At 69.5% G+C, this 15348-nt stretch carries 15 protein-coding genes; 5 read left to right on the forward strand and 10 right to left on the reverse strand.

The window, feature by feature from the left end; all coding sequences use genetic code 11:
* The first annotated feature begins 308 nt into the window (after positions 1-308).
* From ABZ851_RS29990 to ABZ851_RS30010, 5 genes are all read left to right on the forward strand, one after another.
* A complete protein-coding gene (locus tag ABZ851_RS29990; protein ID WP_361133982.1) occupies positions 309-1163 on the forward strand; it encodes a hypothetical protein in 855 nt (284 codons plus the stop codon).
* Between the two features lie 45 nt (positions 1164-1208).
* Positions 1209-3359: a hypothetical protein gene (locus ABZ851_RS29995; protein ID WP_361133985.1), complete on the forward strand. Its 2151-nt coding sequence runs from the start codon at positions 1209-1211 to the stop codon at positions 3357-3359.
* A gap of 294 nt (positions 3360-3653) precedes the next feature.
* The gene (locus ABZ851_RS30000; RefSeq protein ID WP_361133988.1) at positions 3654-4256 is read left to right on the forward strand and encodes a hypothetical protein; all 603 of its coding nucleotides are present in this window, start codon (positions 3654-3656) and stop codon (positions 4254-4256) included.
* A 59-nt stretch (positions 4257-4315) separates the two neighbouring features.
* A complete protein-coding gene (locus tag ABZ851_RS30005) occupies positions 4316-5560 on the forward strand; it encodes a hypothetical protein (RefSeq protein ID WP_361133992.1) in 1245 nt (414 codons plus the stop codon).
* A gap of 25 nt (positions 5561-5585) precedes the next feature.
* Positions 5586-6377, forward strand: coding sequence for a hypothetical protein (locus ABZ851_RS30010; protein WP_361133995.1), 792 nt, complete (start codon positions 5586-5588; stop codon positions 6375-6377).
* 348 nt (positions 6378-6725) lie between these two features.
* Here ABZ851_RS30010 and ABZ851_RS30015 read toward each other — a convergent pair whose 3' ends face one another.
* The 10 genes from ABZ851_RS30015 to ABZ851_RS30060 form a co-directional block, all read right to left on the reverse strand.
* Positions 6726-7358, reverse strand: a complete 633-nt coding sequence (locus ABZ851_RS30015) for a nuclease-related domain-containing protein (protein ID WP_361133998.1) — start codon at positions 7356-7358, stop codon at positions 6726-6728.
* A gap of 247 nt (positions 7359-7605) precedes the next feature.
* Positions 7606-7770: a hypothetical protein gene (locus tag ABZ851_RS30020; protein WP_361134001.1), complete on the reverse strand. Its 165-nt coding sequence runs from the start codon at positions 7768-7770 to the stop codon at positions 7606-7608.
* A 781-nt stretch (positions 7771-8551) separates the two neighbouring features.
* A complete protein-coding gene (locus tag ABZ851_RS30025) occupies positions 8552-8878 on the reverse strand; it encodes a hypothetical protein (RefSeq protein WP_361134003.1) in 327 nt (108 codons plus the stop codon).
* Positions 8875-9609 carry a hypothetical protein gene (locus tag ABZ851_RS30030; protein ID WP_361134005.1) on the reverse strand — a complete coding sequence of 245 codons (735 nt, stop codon included), beginning with the start codon at positions 9607-9609 and terminating at the stop codon, positions 8875-8877. Before ABZ851_RS30030 ends, ABZ851_RS30025 begins: the two co-directional genes overlap by 4 nt.
* Positions 9610-9653: 44 nt before the next feature.
* A complete protein-coding gene (locus ABZ851_RS30035; protein ID WP_361134007.1) occupies positions 9654-11831 on the reverse strand; it encodes a Mucin-19 in 2178 nt (725 codons plus the stop codon).
* The gene (locus tag ABZ851_RS30040; RefSeq protein ID WP_361134010.1) at positions 11831-12382 is read right to left on the reverse strand and encodes a hypothetical protein; all 552 of its coding nucleotides are present in this window, start codon (positions 12380-12382) and stop codon (positions 11831-11833) included. Before ABZ851_RS30040 ends, ABZ851_RS30035 begins: the two co-directional genes overlap by 1 nt.
* Positions 12383-12468: 86 nt before the next feature.
* Positions 12469-12711, reverse strand: coding sequence for a WhiB family transcriptional regulator (locus ABZ851_RS30045; protein WP_361134013.1), 243 nt, complete (start codon positions 12709-12711; stop codon positions 12469-12471).
* The gene (locus ABZ851_RS30050; RefSeq protein ID WP_361134016.1) at positions 12708-13115 is read right to left on the reverse strand and encodes a GntR family transcriptional regulator; all 408 of its coding nucleotides are present in this window, start codon (positions 13113-13115) and stop codon (positions 12708-12710) included. The genes ABZ851_RS30045 and ABZ851_RS30050 overlap by 4 nt, the downstream gene beginning before the upstream one ends.
* An 11-nt stretch (positions 13116-13126) precedes the next feature.
* Positions 13127-13918 (reverse strand): DciA family protein, encoded by a 792-nt coding sequence (locus tag ABZ851_RS30055; protein WP_361134019.1) that lies wholly within the window; start codon positions 13916-13918, stop codon positions 13127-13129.
* Positions 13915-15276: a helix-turn-helix domain-containing protein gene (locus ABZ851_RS30060; protein WP_361134021.1), complete on the reverse strand. Its 1362-nt coding sequence runs from the start codon at positions 15274-15276 to the stop codon at positions 13915-13917. Before ABZ851_RS30060 ends, ABZ851_RS30055 begins: the two co-directional genes overlap by 4 nt.
* Positions 15277-15348: the final 72 nt, after the last annotated feature.

Raw genomic sequence — 15348 nt, forward strand, 5'->3', positions numbered from 1 at the left:
CACCGGTCTGCGGCGCGGGCCGATTCGTTTTCCCGACGGCGCTCCGCCGCCGCCGTTCGGCTGCCGCTGGTGCGGTCGCGAACGGTCCCACCATGGATTGTCGTGCGTCCGGACCGGCCGGCGCGGCTGGACGTGGCCGACCACCGCACAGACCCTCGCCCGCATGAAGGCACGGCGCGCCGCCCGCGGGCGTGACTGACGGGTCGTCCCGGACAAGCTGGCACTGGCCCCTCCGCCTGCCGGGGCGGCCCCCCGTATTCGACCGTCGGCGACCGGCTTTTCTCCGGCCGACGCATAAAGGAGTGACCGTGCTCTTTCTACCCCAGCCCAGCTATTGCCCTGGTGGGCCGGACGGCCAGGGATGGAATCGACTCAGCCTCAACGCACACTTCGACACCCGGCACCAGTGCGGCCTGCTCCCACAGAACTACGCCGCGCTGTGGGAGTCCATGACCGGCCGACAGGCCTGGGGCGGCTTCGGCCGGTGCTCGCGGCTGGCGCCCGGGCAGTGCGGCGGCTGCCGCATCCAGCAGCTGCACATGGCGCACGACGGCATCGACTGGCCGGCGAAGACGCCGCTGCTGCTGGCCCGTGTGCGCCCGCTCCCTCCCACTCCCGGCTCGGTGTTCGTCAACGTGACTGCCGGGCTCAGCGAACTCGAGATGGTCTCCTGGCTCGGTGAGCCCACGGGGGTCGAGGCCGACTGGCGGACCGTACGGAACACCGCCGGCCTTCGTCTGGGTAGGGGCTTCCGGGATGCGGACGGCGAGGCGTTTTGGCTGGTGCGCCACAACTCCGCGGCCGCTTCGACGGCCGTGCGCACCCGCACCTACCGAACGCATACCCGCCACGCTCTGTACGGGAGTGACGGCCAGGTGCGGCTGGCGGTCCTCACCTGCCACGGCCGCTGCACCCACAGCACCTACGCCCTTGAGCAGCTCGCTGCGGACCTCGCCGACCGCACCGCCGACGACACCGACGCAGCCGTGCCGGCTCTTCCCGAACGTCTGCCGGGCGCGCCCGGCGTGACCTTCGAGATGGAGGACGCCCGGATCACGGTGCACCGTCACGACCACGTGGCCCGCTTCGCTTGGGACGTGCCGGTGGACACCGCCACCGTGACCGCGCTGGCCGCCCACGCGGTCCGTCTGACCTCCACCTGACCTGGCCGCTACCGGCCATGCCCCCTCGACATGAAGGAGTATCGCTTGCCCCTGAACACCTCCCCCCGCCCCTGCGACGATGTTCACTTCCCCAGCACGTGCCGCCGCTGCGGTCGTCCCATCGACTACCTCACGAGGCTGTGGTGGTCCGATGACGACGGCTTCCTGTGCCCCGACGACGACCACCAGCACGCACCGATCCGGCCGACGCAGGCCGGGCCTTTCCCTGCATGGGGCTACTACATGCGGCGGGTAAACGGGGGGACGGTGCTGCGTGAGCGTGCAGGAATAGCACTGCACGAGATCGAGGTGGCCCGGGGCGACGGAGTGCGGGTGGAGAACACGGCCGAGGGCGGTGTCGCCCTCCACTACAGCGATGTACGCGGACTGGTCGAACTGCGCCCGGCCACAGGCGAGGAGGCTTCTGAGCCCCATGTTCCCGACGAGGAGGTCTACGGGCCCGGGAGCAAGGTGGTCGTCCGGCACGTTCGGTGGGATCGGATGCAGCGGGCCCACCAGGTCGAGGACGAGTTCGCCGGCACCGTGCTCTACCCGCTGAACGACGGCTCCTACAAGGTGCAGGGCGAGGAAGGCCAGCTCGGCACGTATCCGCTTGGCATGCTGCGGCCGGCTGGCCGAACCCGGCGGCCCGTGGAGCAGGCGAGGGCAGGCGCCCACCAGGTATGGAATACCGGTGCGCGCGTCTCCGGCTTCGACGGACACCGGGTGGCTCTCTATGAGTGTGCGGATTGTCGGCAGCGCGGACCGCGTGTGGATCTCCCGTCGCTCACCTGCACCCCGGAGGCCGAGGCCTCTCACTCTCTGCGGACGGCCGGTGACCTCCTCCCGCAGGCCTTCAGCCATTGGACGCACCGGTCCGACACCGCGTCCGGCGCTGCGGAGCCGGTATTCGACCGTGGGGTGAGCGTCGAGGTCGTCGCGGCGGAGCTGCGGGCGGGCTCGGCGCCGGCCTGGGAGGAGGCGGGCCTGACACTGCGCCGTCCGGAGTGCACGACTGTCCTGGTCCCTCGCCATGACCCGGCCGTGCAGCTGACTGAGCGCGCTGCGGCGTCGGCCGCGGAGGCTCAGTGGCAGACGGTGTTGGCCGGCGCGGAGGTGGTGGCTTACGAGGACATTGGCGTCGGCGATGTGCTCGTGCGCGGCTACGGCGCCGACCGGCGGGTTGAGGTGATGGCCGCTCCCCAGGGCATCACCGATTCCTTCGGGCGCCGGGTCCGGCGGCTGCGGTGCCGGACCCTTGCCAACGAGCAGGCCGGATGGGTGGAGTACCGACCGGGTGAGCAGGTCGTGCGCCAGCGGTGTGCTCCCCGTCCGGCGGTCGCCCTCTACCGCGCCGGTGCGGTCCTGGAGGACGGGCAGACGGACCGCTGCGCCGGGTGCGGGAACCGCATCACCTGGGAGTTCGACGATCCCGACGCCTTCAGCGACAACGCCTGCGGCTGGTGGCGGGATGATGACGGCTGCGACCTGTGCCCTGGAACTGACGAGAACGACGCCGACCAGCAGCACAACCCCTCCCAGGAGGTGGTCGTTGCGGACTTCGACGAGCAGCTGGCCGCCACGATCGACGACATCGCGGGCAGTCAGGACGAGGCGGAACTGGCCGGCCTCGTGCGTCGTGCCGCAGCGCTGTTCGCCGCCCTGGACGGCCACGACTTCGTTGCGACGCTGCCTGAGGCATTCGCGGCCACGATGGCGGCTGCGGCCGCAGCGACTCACGTGCCGACACTGGCCGATCTCGCACGCAGGGCACAGCGGCTGTGGCAGAACCCCTCCAACATCGAGGAGTTGAATTGCGCGTTCGTGGCCTGCCTGCCGGAGCACGCTGATCACCCGGCCGTCGCGGCAGCCAGCGCCATCGCGCGAGAGGCAGGCATCCCCCTCGCGGTGATCCGGCATGACTGGCGGGACGCCTACGGTGAGCACGGAGCCCAGGGGCTCTACCTTTCGCCCAGTGGTGAGCGGGGCGTTGAGTGCAGCTGGTTCATCGACGGCCGCGACAGCGAACGGTGCCGGCCCCGCAGCCGAGTCTCAGCTGACCGCGCGGCGCGCAACACCGCGCTGGTAGTCGTCCACCAGGCCCTCGCGTCCGTCGGCTGGGGAATCATGGTGAAGGAGAGCAGCCGCACGCATACTCGACGCGTTCTCAGCCTTCTGACGTCACTGCCTAACTGAACGGCTCCTTCTTCTGCCAGCCTCGGCTCGGCGCTGATCGCCGTCGACGGGCGCGACACTCCCTGATGTCGACTCTTAAAGCTTGCCTATTCGCCACCCTTGTCGTATGGTCTTAAGAGTCATACCGGGTTTTCCGTTGACCCCCGGGACCGTCGGAGCCTTCCTGCTCAGCTGGCCGATGGCCGTCGACCGCCCTCACGCTCTCCCCCTCAGCATGGGCGGTCGGCGGACCCATCCCCGTGCCAGTTCGCCGGTACGGCCACCCATCCTCCCTACAGAGCAAAGGTCAGGGCATTGCACGACGATCACTACGCCGCACGCGACCTCGGCCGATGCGGCCTGCTGCAGATGAGATCTCTCGCCGACCCGACCTCCGGCGCGGTGCGCTATTGGCTCACGACAAGGCACGTCCGTGGCAGCGTGGTCCTGGTGCCGGCGCTGCTGTTTGCCGACCCCACCGGCCCCCTGCGGCAGCCTTGCGACCTGTACGTATTCGCCCGTCTGGACGGCCCCGGTGGAGCCGGCCGCCACGAGCGGCCGCTCACCGTCAATGGCATCGAACTGGCCGGACGCACAGCCGTCCGACTCGACCAGGTCGACCAGATCGAGGCCCAGCGCTTGGGTAAGGCAGGGATCACCGAGCCTCTGCCGCGCCACTCCCGCGCACTTGCCCGGGTGGTGTTGGCGGCCGCCGTCGAGCACTGGGCTGTGCGCAGCGACCGCGCCCTACTCGAATCCCTCGCCCGGCGCTCGACTGCCGAGCATTTCCTCAGCCACTACACGGAGGAACTCGCGCAGCGCGAAGACGCTCTCCGCCGCGCGCAGGAGGACCTGGCCGATACACGCCGGCGCATCGAACTCCTGCGTGAGCTCAGCGGACCGGCACCTGTGCCGTAGCCGACCGACCAGACACTAGGAGACCCTTGACCCTGAAGCCCCTCACCACCCGAGCCGTCTTGCCACTCGCAGGTGGCAAGACCCTCACCGCCCGCATCACCGCCCTCCAGCACGGCCGCCTCCGCTTCGTCGTCCGAAGCGCCCATATCCGTGGCACCTTTGTCCTGATTCCCGAGCACCTGCGGGGCGGGTCGGTCCTGCCCAGCAGGCTGCGGGTGCAGTTCGGCGACGGTATGGACGACTGCGGCTACTACGAGCACCGTCCGGACGAGCCGGTCATCTTCGGCATGCCCCTGCACGGCTGGACCGACGGCATCGACCCCGACCACGTCAGTGACGGATGGTTCCTCGGACGGTATGCCGCCAGCCTGCGCGCCGGTGCCCACCGTCAGCTGACCACCACGGTCCGCCGACGCACTGAGGACGTGATCCGCGCGCTGGTCGCCCACTGGCGCAACCTTCCCAACCGCCACGAACTGCTTCTGGCGGCCGCCCGCCCGAAGGCTGACGCCCTGGCGGTACACGAGGCCGAACTCGCCGCACAGGCCGAAGACGAGGCGGTCGAGCTGCAGGGCCAGCGAGCCGCGGCGCGCCGCCGGCTGAACGTCGTGACCGGCATCATCCGGCGTCGACCCCGCCCGATCCGTGCCGCCGACCCCGCGCCGGTGCGGCTGCCCCTGGTGGACTACCGCAATCGCACCCTGGGCACCATCACCGTGCGCGAGGTCGCGGTGAACGAGGACGTCGCCGGCACGGTGGTCTACGAGGTTCACGGAGCCCGCGTCCACGGCCGCTTCACCGTCGGCCGGGACATCTACCGGCCCCAGTCCCTCCCCCAGGGTGTTCACGTCGCCTACGGGCACGCTCGGGCCCGGTACTTCGAGTACGAGCGCGACCACGAGCCGACCGTCAACGGCGTCCGTCTCGACGGCGGGTGGGACCACAGCACCACCGACGATCTGACCGCGTCGACTCCCGATCAGCTTCCGGCTCATGTGCGGCTGACCAGGACGACGGGCCATTCCGCGCCAGCCGCCACGGCCCGGCGGGCCTCCGCCGTACTTCGCGTCCTCGCGCTTCACTACCTGGACCGCCCCGACGCCGAGCCGTTGCGTTTGGCTGCCGCACAGGACATGGCCTGGAAGCACCTCAACGACACCCGGCAGAAGCTGCGCGACCTTCGCCGCGAGCAGACCGCCGCCGAGCGGCGAGCGCGTCAGCACCGCGCGCGGGAACAGCAGTACCGCGCGCTGCTTGCCTCTGCCGCCCCTGGCCCGGACACCGCTCTGCGGCGAGCCGCCTGACCTGTCGGCCTATCGAAAGGAGACCATGCACCACGACGACAAGATGCAGCGCGTTCACGACCACTATGACGCGCTCGGCCGCGCCCTGGCCGACGTCTTCAACCACCGCGGCCTTCACGGCGGCGGCTGGACACACCAAGCCGGCTGGAACATTTACGGGGCTGTGTCCCTGTTCCATCCGGACGGCCTGGGCTTCTCGCTCTGCCGGTGGAACACGCACCGCAAGGGAACCGCGGGCCGGCGCCTGACCATCAGCGGCATCTATCCCGGCTGCTGGGGCGGTCCACGCGCGGCGGCCATCACCGTCGACAAGGACCGTCGCGTGACAGAGATCGCAAACGAGATCGAACGGCGCCTCTTGCCCGATTACCTTCCAACCCTCCGGGAGGCCTTGGCGCAGAAACACATCGCCGACGAGCACCGCCGGGCCCGGGTGGCCATGAACCGGCGCCTGGAGGCGGCCGTCCCCGGCCTGAGCTCTGCCGGCGCACCGCGCCACCCGGAGCCCGGGCGGACGCGCTCGTACTGGTACGGCGGCCAGTACAGCCCGGAGGGCAGTCCCGCAGTGCTCGCCTCGGGCAACGTGACCCTGAGCGGGGATGCGACGCACGCCACCCTCAAGCTCAACGATGTGCCTGCTGAAGTCGCTCTGAAGATTCTGGCGTTGCTGGCCCCCGGTTCCGTCTTGGAGGGCATCGTGCACCGGGCCTTGCCGTCGCAGCCCAAGGCTATTCCGGCGGTCAGCTATGTCGTTCTCGGCGAGGTCCTGGGCGAGGGGGCCGCTGGCGTGGCACCCCAGCAGGTCGAGCTGCGCTAGGTCTGCTGCTGGGCCCGGCGGCGCGGGCGGGCCCAGCAGGTGCGTACGGACAGCGACACAGGGTGTACCGAAGCACTCCGAACAGCCCTTCAGCCGGCCCCGCGCTCCCCGGCCGCGCCGGCTGCCTGGCCCTGCGTGGTCACTGGCCGGGAAGCGCGGCGGTGTCAGCCCAGCCAGACGATGTCGATGGAGAGAGGGAAGGACCGTCTCCTGGGGCCCGGCCCCCACGCGATGCAGCGGGACGGATGCGCCCGCGGCACGTACCGATGTGCGTCCAGCCTGGCGACTGGAGCCCGGCACACCTGCATCGAGCCTCCGGCCCGCTCACCCCAGTTGGCCTGGCGGTGCTCATGGAGTCCGAGCGGCAGCGGGCCGGAGCCGAGCGTCCGCAACGCGGGCGGTCTCGCTGACCATCTCCCGGTTCCATCCGGGGGCGGGTGGCAACGTGCGGATGTAGCGACGCAGGTTCCGGGCCTGCACGACGGTGACCCCGTCGAGTTGGATGCAACCTCCGGGTACGTGGGCTCCGTGGACGGCGATGACTGCCCGGACGGGCCAGCCGAGAATGCGCTGCGCCTGGTCCGCCTCCCACCGCACGGTGGCCACTGCCCGGCCCTGGGCAAAACGGCCGTACCAGAGCTGGCCATCGGGGGCGAGGCGCACCCGGGAGTTGATGGACGTCCAGTTCTTGCTATCTACGTAGAGCAGGCCAGCCCGGCCAATTATGAGGTGATCGAGATTGGCTCGAGATCGAGGTATCGCCCGGTCGTGGAGGACCACGTAGCGGTGGAGCCAGGTGAGTGGGGCGAGGATGCGGCCGGTCCGGCGTTCGCCAGCGGCTCCGGTCGACCACGAATTCGTGCGCCCGACGAGTATCTGCCGAAGGCCGATGCCCAGGGCGGCGGCCTCGGCCGCCATCCCTGCGGCGAGGCCGAGAGCCTGGGTGATGAGAAAGCCAATGGCAAGGGAAGCGACCGCCATGACCGGGAGGGTTCGCAGGATGCGGCGGTGGCGTCCAGCACGGCGTTGACGTGCCATCTGCTTTGCGCTGGCGCCTGCTCGGTTACGGCGGCGGGCCGGTTTCACTGGATCTCCCTGCTGATGGCGGTCGGTGTGCCGTCGGACCGTACGGCCGTTGGCTTGTGGACAGATTTCGCGCGCAGGCCGATTGCGAAGGAAGCGGTGGGCGGCAGGTACCCGTGATGAAGTGCCGGCCGCCGACGGGGCATCAGCAGCCTTCGGCGTGTGGAGTGAAGGTGATCTTCTTGCCCTCGTTGACGTTGAGGGCCTGGGCGTAGGTCTGGGCGTCGACGCGGAACCACACGTCGTCGTGGCGCTTTCCGCCAGCGTCGTCGAGTTCGACGCACCACCGCTCGGCACGAACTACCTGCATGTAGGTCTCCGTGCCGCGCGGCTCCATCCGGCATTCCGAGATGTTCTCGGCGGTGGTCCACGTCCGAGTTTTGGTAACGCCGCCCACCCGAGTCGTCGCCGTGTGGGGGACTGACTTGGTGCGAGTCCTACACACCCTGACCATGTGGGGCCGAGTGGCGAGCTGAGTCTTCTCGCTGATGTGGCGCACATCGTCGCGCAGGCCCGAGACCTTATGGGGTCCAGTAGATGACCTGTCTGCGCAAGCATTGAGGGGCACCATGAGGGTGATGACCGGCAGCACCACCAAGAACTTCCACCGTGTACGAGCGTTCAACATGCTTTCCTCCGGGGCTGCAGTGGGGCCGATCGCTTCGTTCTGACTCTTAAGACAATACAGCATGACGAAAGTCGGCGTCTAGTCTTAAGAGACGAATGCTAGGGTCGTGATATCGGCGGCCCATCAGGCAGGGCAGCTTCGCCACTGGGGCGGGCGTCGACGGTGAGTTGCGTAGAGGCAGCCAAATCGTGGCGCCCTCGACGGCGTCCCGCTTGATTCTGGCGCCGGAGAGCTACCAGGCCTCGTGCAGAGGGGCCGCGTGAACTCCTCGCCATCGGTAAGGATCAATACGTCGCGCCAGCCGCTCAGTTGGCGCGGTGGCGCGGTGGCGCAGCACGTACAGCATCCCCTTCTCGGCGTTGGAGCCCGGCGGCGCATCGGCTTCGGTGATGGGACACCGCCGGGCTCGAATCAGCATCGCACGAGGGTTGACAGGGACGCGGGGGCAGGGAGCCGAGGGGTGTCAGACAGACGAAAAGTTGATCTCGACCTCGGCCCACCCGTCGGACTGGTACTGCCAGCGTCCCGCCCGCCGTGCTTCGGGTTCCGCGTCGAGCTCGATCGCGGCGATGAAGCGATTCCAGGACTCGTCCATGGCGTCGCCCTCCGCTTCGGTGAGGTCGGCCAGCGCCCTTTCGGCCGCCCCGGAGATGGCGGACTTGAGGGCCTCCATGGAGGTGAAACGGCTCGCGTCGGCAGTGACGCCGGAGGAAGTGTTGAACGACCAGCGGGCCGCCCAGGGATGCATGTCGGAGTTCATCTCGTCCTCAATCCTCAGCGTGGTGGTCAACTTCCCTGCTTCCACCCTCGGAGTTCGAGGTGGGAGATCTTGGTGCCCTCGGCGAGGCGGCCGGTTTCGACCATCCACTCGGTGATGGCGGCGGCGACGTCTCCGCCGCTGTGGGAGACACGCCGCTGCCACTCTCGGGCGTCGAGGCCGGCGCCGTGGTTGCCGTAGTTGCGTTCCTCGGTGCCGTCCGGACGCTGAACGACGTGTTTGCGCACGCGGGGGCTGTCGTCATCGCTGCCGGAGTCAATGAGGAAGCGCCCCTTGGAGGCCCGGACGGTGAAGGCAATCGAGCCGCCGGTTTCTGCCGCGGAGTCCACGATGGGCTTGAGCCGCGATGCGCCGGAGGAGATGTGCTGTCGGCCGGCGCGGGCGATGCCGGAAGTCCACTGGTCGTCGGGAGCGTGTTGAACGACGTCCTTGCTGCGGACCCGCGCTCGGCGGCCGGACTTCGTCCGACGTCGGGTGACGTACTGCCCGGCGAGGCTCTGGAGGGATTCGAGATCGCGGGGGCCACCGGACTGTACTTCCTGCACGACGGCGCGCAGTCCTTCGACGTACGCCTGCCCGGAGCCAGGGCCGCGGGTGTAGAAGTGGGAGACGATCGCGCTGTTGCGTCCCAGAATCGTGGCGACCTGACGCCGGGTGAAGCCTTCGCCCAGGAGGGTGTTGGTCAGGCGGGCTGCTTCGTTGGGGGCGGGGATGTTCCGTCGATTGCGCCGGCGCGGGGGCATGGTGGCGGTCCGTTTTCCTCGTCGTGTCAGTCTGCGTGGTTGCTTCAGGTCAGGTCGTGCTGCTGCTCCTGGAGCAGGGCCCGGCCGAGGGACTGCAGGGTGTAGAACTCGCTCTCCACGGTGGGAGCGGTGACCGGGTGGGGCGTGGTGCCCTTGAGCAGGTAGTCGCCGGGCTCACCGTTGTAGGGCCAGTCGGGCATGACGGTGGTGTAGATGGCGTCGGTCCGGAACGCGACGACACTGCCGGGCGGCAGGTGAAGCGCCCCGACGTGGACCGTCTGGCCCTCGGCGTTCTTGGCCCGTGTGGACAGCAGGGCAGCGCGCGCTGCGGACCAGACTCCGGACGCCCACTCGGGGTGGGCGTTGGGGTTGCGGCTCATCTTCGTCCGCTCCCAAGCGACGGTGTCGCCGCTGATGGAGGTGATCTTGCCTCCGTCGGGGATCTGAGATTCGCTGCCGATGGGCACGATGCCACTGGTGGTGACGGGGCGCTGAGCGAAACCGCCAATACCGTAGAGCAGGATGCTGCGTGCGCCGCGGGAGGCCAGCTTGTATGCCTGGCGCAGGTCGTCGGTGCCGGCATGCGCGGCCGCGGCGGACAGCCTGCTCCATGCCGCCTTCAGCTTCTCCGACCATTCCTTGAGCGGGGTGCCGCTCTCCCACAGCAGACCGTCAAGGATCTCGATCTTCCACGGGGTGATCGGGTTGCGCAGTGCGAGGTTGACCTCGGCTCCTCCCGCCCAGGTGGTGAAGGTGCGGCCGGCCTGGTGGGGGTAGGTCCACGCCCGGTCGCCCTCGACGGCCGACGGCAGGATGCCGACGTGGTTCCAGTCGTCGGGGATGGTGACCTTGACCCGCCAGTGGCTGGGCGCGAAGAGCGCGTTGGCCTGCTGCTTCTCGCTCCAGGAAGCGAACGTCTGGGCGGTGACGCGCTGAGGGGCGCCCACCCCGGAGGCCCAGGTGTGCTTGCCGTAGGCCAGGGTGCGGTCGAACTCGTGGAGCTGAGGGAGCTGTTCGGGCACACGGGGCGGGGTGATCAGTTCGGTGCGGCCCTGGCCGGAGGTGGCGTGCAGCAGCTGGCGGATCTCGTCCGACATGACGGGGTAGCCGTCGGCCCAGCGGGCGCCGGCCTTGGTGGGGATGGTGCGGGTCCACAGGTCACGTCCGGTCTGGCTGGGAGATCCCATCAGCACCACATCGGGCCAGTCCGTTTTCAGGGCCTGCCACAGCAGGGTGAGAGCGTGGCGGACGGTGGCGACGTCGGCGCCTTCAGGGTCGAACCACTCGCTGACGCTGCGAATCTCGACGTGCTGGTCACCGCGTTCCCACCGGCCGACGGGAGTGCCCCCGTGCCGCTCGGGAATGAAGTGGCCGGCCAGGCGGTCGCTGCCGCGGCGGGTCTCGACTTTCCAGCCGCTGGGCATGGGGGCGTCGAGCCAGGCGCGTACGGCGTCCTTGAGGTAGGGGTAGCGGTCAGCGTCGCGGTGCCAGGGGTCGCCGGCGGTGATGTAGATGCGCTCGATGCTGTCGGGCACGTGGGCGTAGACGGCGGTGAGGATCTCGTGGGCGCTGGCCTGGCCGAGGTCGAGGCGGACGCGCTGATCCCTGTGGACGAGATCGCCGGTGGTGGCGTCGAGGAAGACCGTCGGGCGGGGCTGCTGGGAATAGGCAGGGCGGGTGGAGACCAGCTCGGGCGCAACGGTGAACCAGCGGTCGCCCTCTGCGCCTTCGGGGATCGTCGGCAGTTCCCGGGCTGCCGGCTCGGCGGTGGGCGTGGTCGGCTCTGTGGCGGGGGTGGGCTGCTCGGCCTGGGCGGCGGCGCTGGCGATGACGGGCTGCTCGCTGGTGGCTGCGGCTTCAGTGTCTCCCGCCGAAGGGATCGGCTCAGTGGCCGGCCGTGTCGAAATGGGGCTCATGGTCGGTGCGGAGGCTCCGGCCGGCTCGACGGGTGCCTGGAGTTCAGCGGGGCTCGGCTGGGTGTCCGGCACTGCCCCTTCCTCGGAGGCCGGGGCGAGCTGCGGCACGAGGGCGACGATGTCCTTGACGGACATTCCGGCGGCCGGCGCGAGACGGTCGGACTTGGCCTTCGGGTATGCGCCGAGCACTTTGATGCGCTGGTCGCGATTGGCGTGAAGCTTGGCGAGTTCCTTCTCAGCCTTCTTGATCTGGTCTCGTACGCCGCGCAGCTCGGCGAGGCCGTTGGCGAATTCCTTGGCGTCCATCAGCTGTCCCTGTCGGCGGCGGCAGTTCGGGTGTGAATGACAACGGTGTAGTCGGCCGGGACGGAGACCGCGATCTGGCGGTCTCCGTCGGTGGTGATGACGGCTTGGCCCAGCACGGCTCGGCGCGCGGAGTTGTCGGCGGGGGCATCTCCTCGCAGCAGCGCTGTCAGCTCAAGCACCTTGACGGGCTTGCCTTCGCCTCGTTGCCATTTGGGCGCGGGAGCGGCGAGCTGGGCGGCGTAGCGCTTGGAAGGCCGGCCGTGGAAGGCGATCCTTCTACGGCCTGGGCCGTCGTTCACCCAGCGCCAGCGAAGGCCTTCCTCGTCGGGGATGACGTCGAAGACGGCCATGGTCTGGCCATCGCGGCATCCGACGACCACGGCGATGCGGTCTGGGTCGAAGTGCATCTTGGTCGTGGAGCGTCCGGACCAGGGGGACCAGGCGGAGAGCACCACATCGGCTTCGGTGCTGGCGCCGGCCTCGACTTCGCGCCAGCGTCGGCCGACGTTGACCGCCAGAGCGAGGTCCGGCTGGGCTTCGTCGACCGACATCCGTGCTCCCTGAGTCTTTGGGTTCGTGTTGCAACCCCACCCTAGAATACTTCCGAATACTTACGCAACAGCATTCGGAAGTATTCTCAGCAGGCCCAGTAGGCGGGGCTGAAGCCGGCCTCGCTCCGCTCGGCGCTCGTCTCAGCCCCCCATGTCCCCCACTCGCGCTTGTCCCGCGCGTAGCTGCGGCACGCCGCGAGCAACTCGCAGGAATGGCACAGGGATTTGGCGACGGCCTCGTGCTCCTTCCTGTGGAAGACCTCGGGGTCTGTCGTCCGGCACGGCACTGCGTCCTCGACGGAGACCCGGTCCAGCACCTGCTGCGTCATGCCGAGCCTCCCGGGAGGGAGGTACCGGCGCCCGCCGCGAGGCTCTCGCGTAGACGGGCCAGCTCGTCGTACAACGCATCGAGCGCCTGATCGGTAATCGTCGACGCCGTGTACCTGACCCCATCGACCCCAGCCTGACGTGCATCGAGTCCGGTACGGGAAGGGGTGGCACGGGCGGCAGCCGCCACAAACCAGCCGCGGCCCGGGACGTGGTGAACGAGGCCTTCCTGGCGCAGCAGCCGAACGGCGTTGCGCGCGGTCGTGCTCGCGACTCCGTACCGATTCTGGAGGGTCCTCTCCGAAGGGCAGCGGCCCTTGGGAGGGAGCGTGCCGGTGGAGATCTGCTGTCGGATGTCGTTGGCTATCTGCTGGTGGGGCGGGAGGCCGCTGGCAAGGTCGATCACGGTGAACTCCGTTACGGACGGTGCTTGTTGGACTGGGAGCTGGTCGTCTGTCGCTGGGACCGCTCCTGACGAGCGAAGGCGAGTGCCCGGGCTCGGGTGACATCGGGCTGTCGGCGGGGGGTGTCCGCGGAACGGGCCAGCACTCGGTCGAACTCGGCGAGCGGTTCACGCATGCGCCGGCCGCCGGAGAGCGTCCTGGCCGCCTGGGCCTCTCGCTCTTCGACGATCTTCGTCCAGCGGTCCTGATGCGCTTCGAGCGCCTCGTGATACCCGGGTGACGCGTTCTTCCGGGTTTTGACAGGTCCGAGGACGGGCGCCTGTACGAGCTCCGTCGTCTCCGGCCCCCTGGGGCCGGCCTCCCGGGACTGGGCCCTCCCGGGCTCCAGGTCGTTGATCTTGCGGACCAGCTTCCTGCCGAAGAACTCCTCGATCCGCTTGATGAGTGCGGGGGCCAGGTGGCGGATGTGCAGGCGGTAGGCCGGCGAGTCTGGTCGGAGGTCGAGGACGCCGGTCTCCTCGTGGAATGTCTCCACGGCGATGTGGGCGGCGAGTTCCTCACCGGCGATGGCGATCCACTGGTCCACGATCGAGCCGGCGGCGGCCTGGTCTTCCCAGTCGCGGTTGGCAACCAGCCCTGTGACTGCGGCGGACAGGCTGATCGGATCGCGCCCCCCGCCCCGTACAACGCGGGGCCGGGTCCTGCTCTGTCGGGCGGAGGAGCCGCCGTTCCTCTTGGCGTTCGCACGTGCGGCGTTGAGGGCGTCGCGGGCGAGGTCGACCCCCGCGAGTTGCGGAGTGCTCACAGGCCGGCCCCCACCTTCAGGTGACTGCTGGCGCTGCGCAGGCGCAGGGCTCGGCCGACGAGCTCGGCGCCGTAGATGCGCTCGGCCTCGACGCGTCCGCGGAAGGCGACTGTGGAGGTGACCAGCCCGGTGTCTCCCGCCAGGAACGCCTGATGGGCCGTCTCGCGCAGCACCTGCAGTTGGTCGTCGGTCAGGGCCTGGTCGTCCTGTTCCACGGCCTGGCCGGCCGGGGCCTCCGTGTGGCGGACGGCGTTGATGGCCTGACGGACCAGACGCGTGACGGCGCGGCTGCGCGGGGCCTGCCAGGCGCCCTCCCACTCGACGTGGCGGGCGCGTTCCGCCTCACGCGAGTCCCGCCACCAGGTGACCAGGGCCTGTCGTTTGGCGGGGGTGTCGAATCGCCGGAGGGCGCCAGCGAGGCGGCGGGCGAGGAAGCCAGAGGGCCGGTGGACGGTGCGGGTGGGGGCCTGCTCGTTGATGACGGCGATGACTTCCTCCGCGGTCCATCCCGCGTCGGCAACGTCCTGGATGACCCAGGCGATGCGGGGTACCGCGGCGCGGTGCAGCCACGGCACCTGCTGGATCAGCTCGTACGCGAGCTGGTGGCGCCGACCGACGGCGTTCAGCTTGCGGGCTTTACGGGACTTCTTCGGGGCGGGTGCATGGCGGTTCCCCGTTTCGAGCTTGCTCTCAGAGGGAGAGGTAGTAGTTGCCGCAGAAGAAGACGTAGAGGAACCACCCTCCATTGGGGTGCAACGGGGAGCACTCGAAGGGCGCTTGGCGGACGGGCCGGTGGGACGGCTCCGGCGGGGGCGACGCATCAGCTTCCGGGCCATCTTCGCGAGCCGCTTCATCGTCGCGCGTCCCTCGTCGGCGATGCCCTGCAAGGCCCGGATGTACCGGTCGCAGGCCCGAGTGATCAGGTGCAGTGCTATGTCGAAGGCGGCAGGGATCGTCCAGATGAACTCGCTGGCGCGGCCGCCTTCACCGCGAACGCGGGTGCCCTTGGCCTGGTAGGTGAGCAGGCCGGCCTCGCGCAGAATCCCGAGGTGGTACTGGACGGTGCGCTTGGACAGCTTGAGTACGCGCACGAGGTAGTCGACGCCGGGGCGGCAGGGTGCAAGGCGGGCGAGCTCGACGGCGACGCGCAGTGTGGTGTCGCCGATGTGCTGCGGGCCGTGGCCGCGGTTGGGGCGGTAGGTGTTGTCGAGGTGCGCCCAGCAGACGGCTTGCATCCAGGAGTAGCCGTCGGGGGCGATGCGGCCGGTGGTCGCCGAGAGCCACTGATGGGCGGTGGGAACGTGCGGCGGTATGGCCGCTGCAGCCGCTTCAGGGAGGGTGGGCTGGGTGGTGGGCACGAGGATCCGTTTCCGGGTAGCGCGAAGTAGACCCGCGGCGACGAAGGCTGCTGCGGGCCCTGCAGGGCCTGG

Source organism: Streptomyces sp. NPDC047049, from assembly GCF_040643995.1.
Classification (GTDB): domain Bacteria; phylum Actinomycetota; class Actinomycetes; order Streptomycetales; family Streptomycetaceae; genus Streptomyces; species Streptomyces mooreae.

Excerpts from the sequence above, each read along its gene's own strand:
- ABZ851_RS30030 (WP_361134005.1), bottom strand. The coding sequence starts at position 9,609 with ATGCCCCCGCGCCGGCGCAATCGACGGAACATCCCCGCCCCCAACGAA.
- ABZ851_RS30020 (WP_361134001.1), bottom strand. The coding sequence starts at position 7,770 with ATGCAGGTAGTTCGTGCCGAGCGGTGGTGCGTCGAACTCGACGACGCT.
- ABZ851_RS30010 (WP_361133995.1), top strand. The coding sequence starts at position 5,586 with ATGCACCACGACGACAAGATGCAGCGCGTTCACGACCACTATGACGCG.
- ABZ851_RS30035 (WP_361134007.1), bottom strand. The coding sequence starts at position 11,831 with ATGGACGCCAAGGAATTCGCCAACGGCCTCGCCGAGCTGCGCGGCGTA.
- ABZ851_RS30045 (WP_361134013.1), bottom strand. The coding sequence starts at position 12,711 with ATGACGCAGCAGGTGCTGGACCGGGTCTCCGTCGAGGACGCAGTGCCG.
- ABZ851_RS30015 (WP_361133998.1), bottom strand. The coding sequence starts at position 7,358 with ATGGCGGTCGCTTCCCTTGCCATTGGCTTTCTCATCACCCAGGCTCTC.
- ABZ851_RS30040 (WP_361134010.1), bottom strand. The coding sequence starts at position 12,382 with ATGTCGGTCGACGAAGCCCAGCCGGACCTCGCTCTGGCGGTCAACGTC.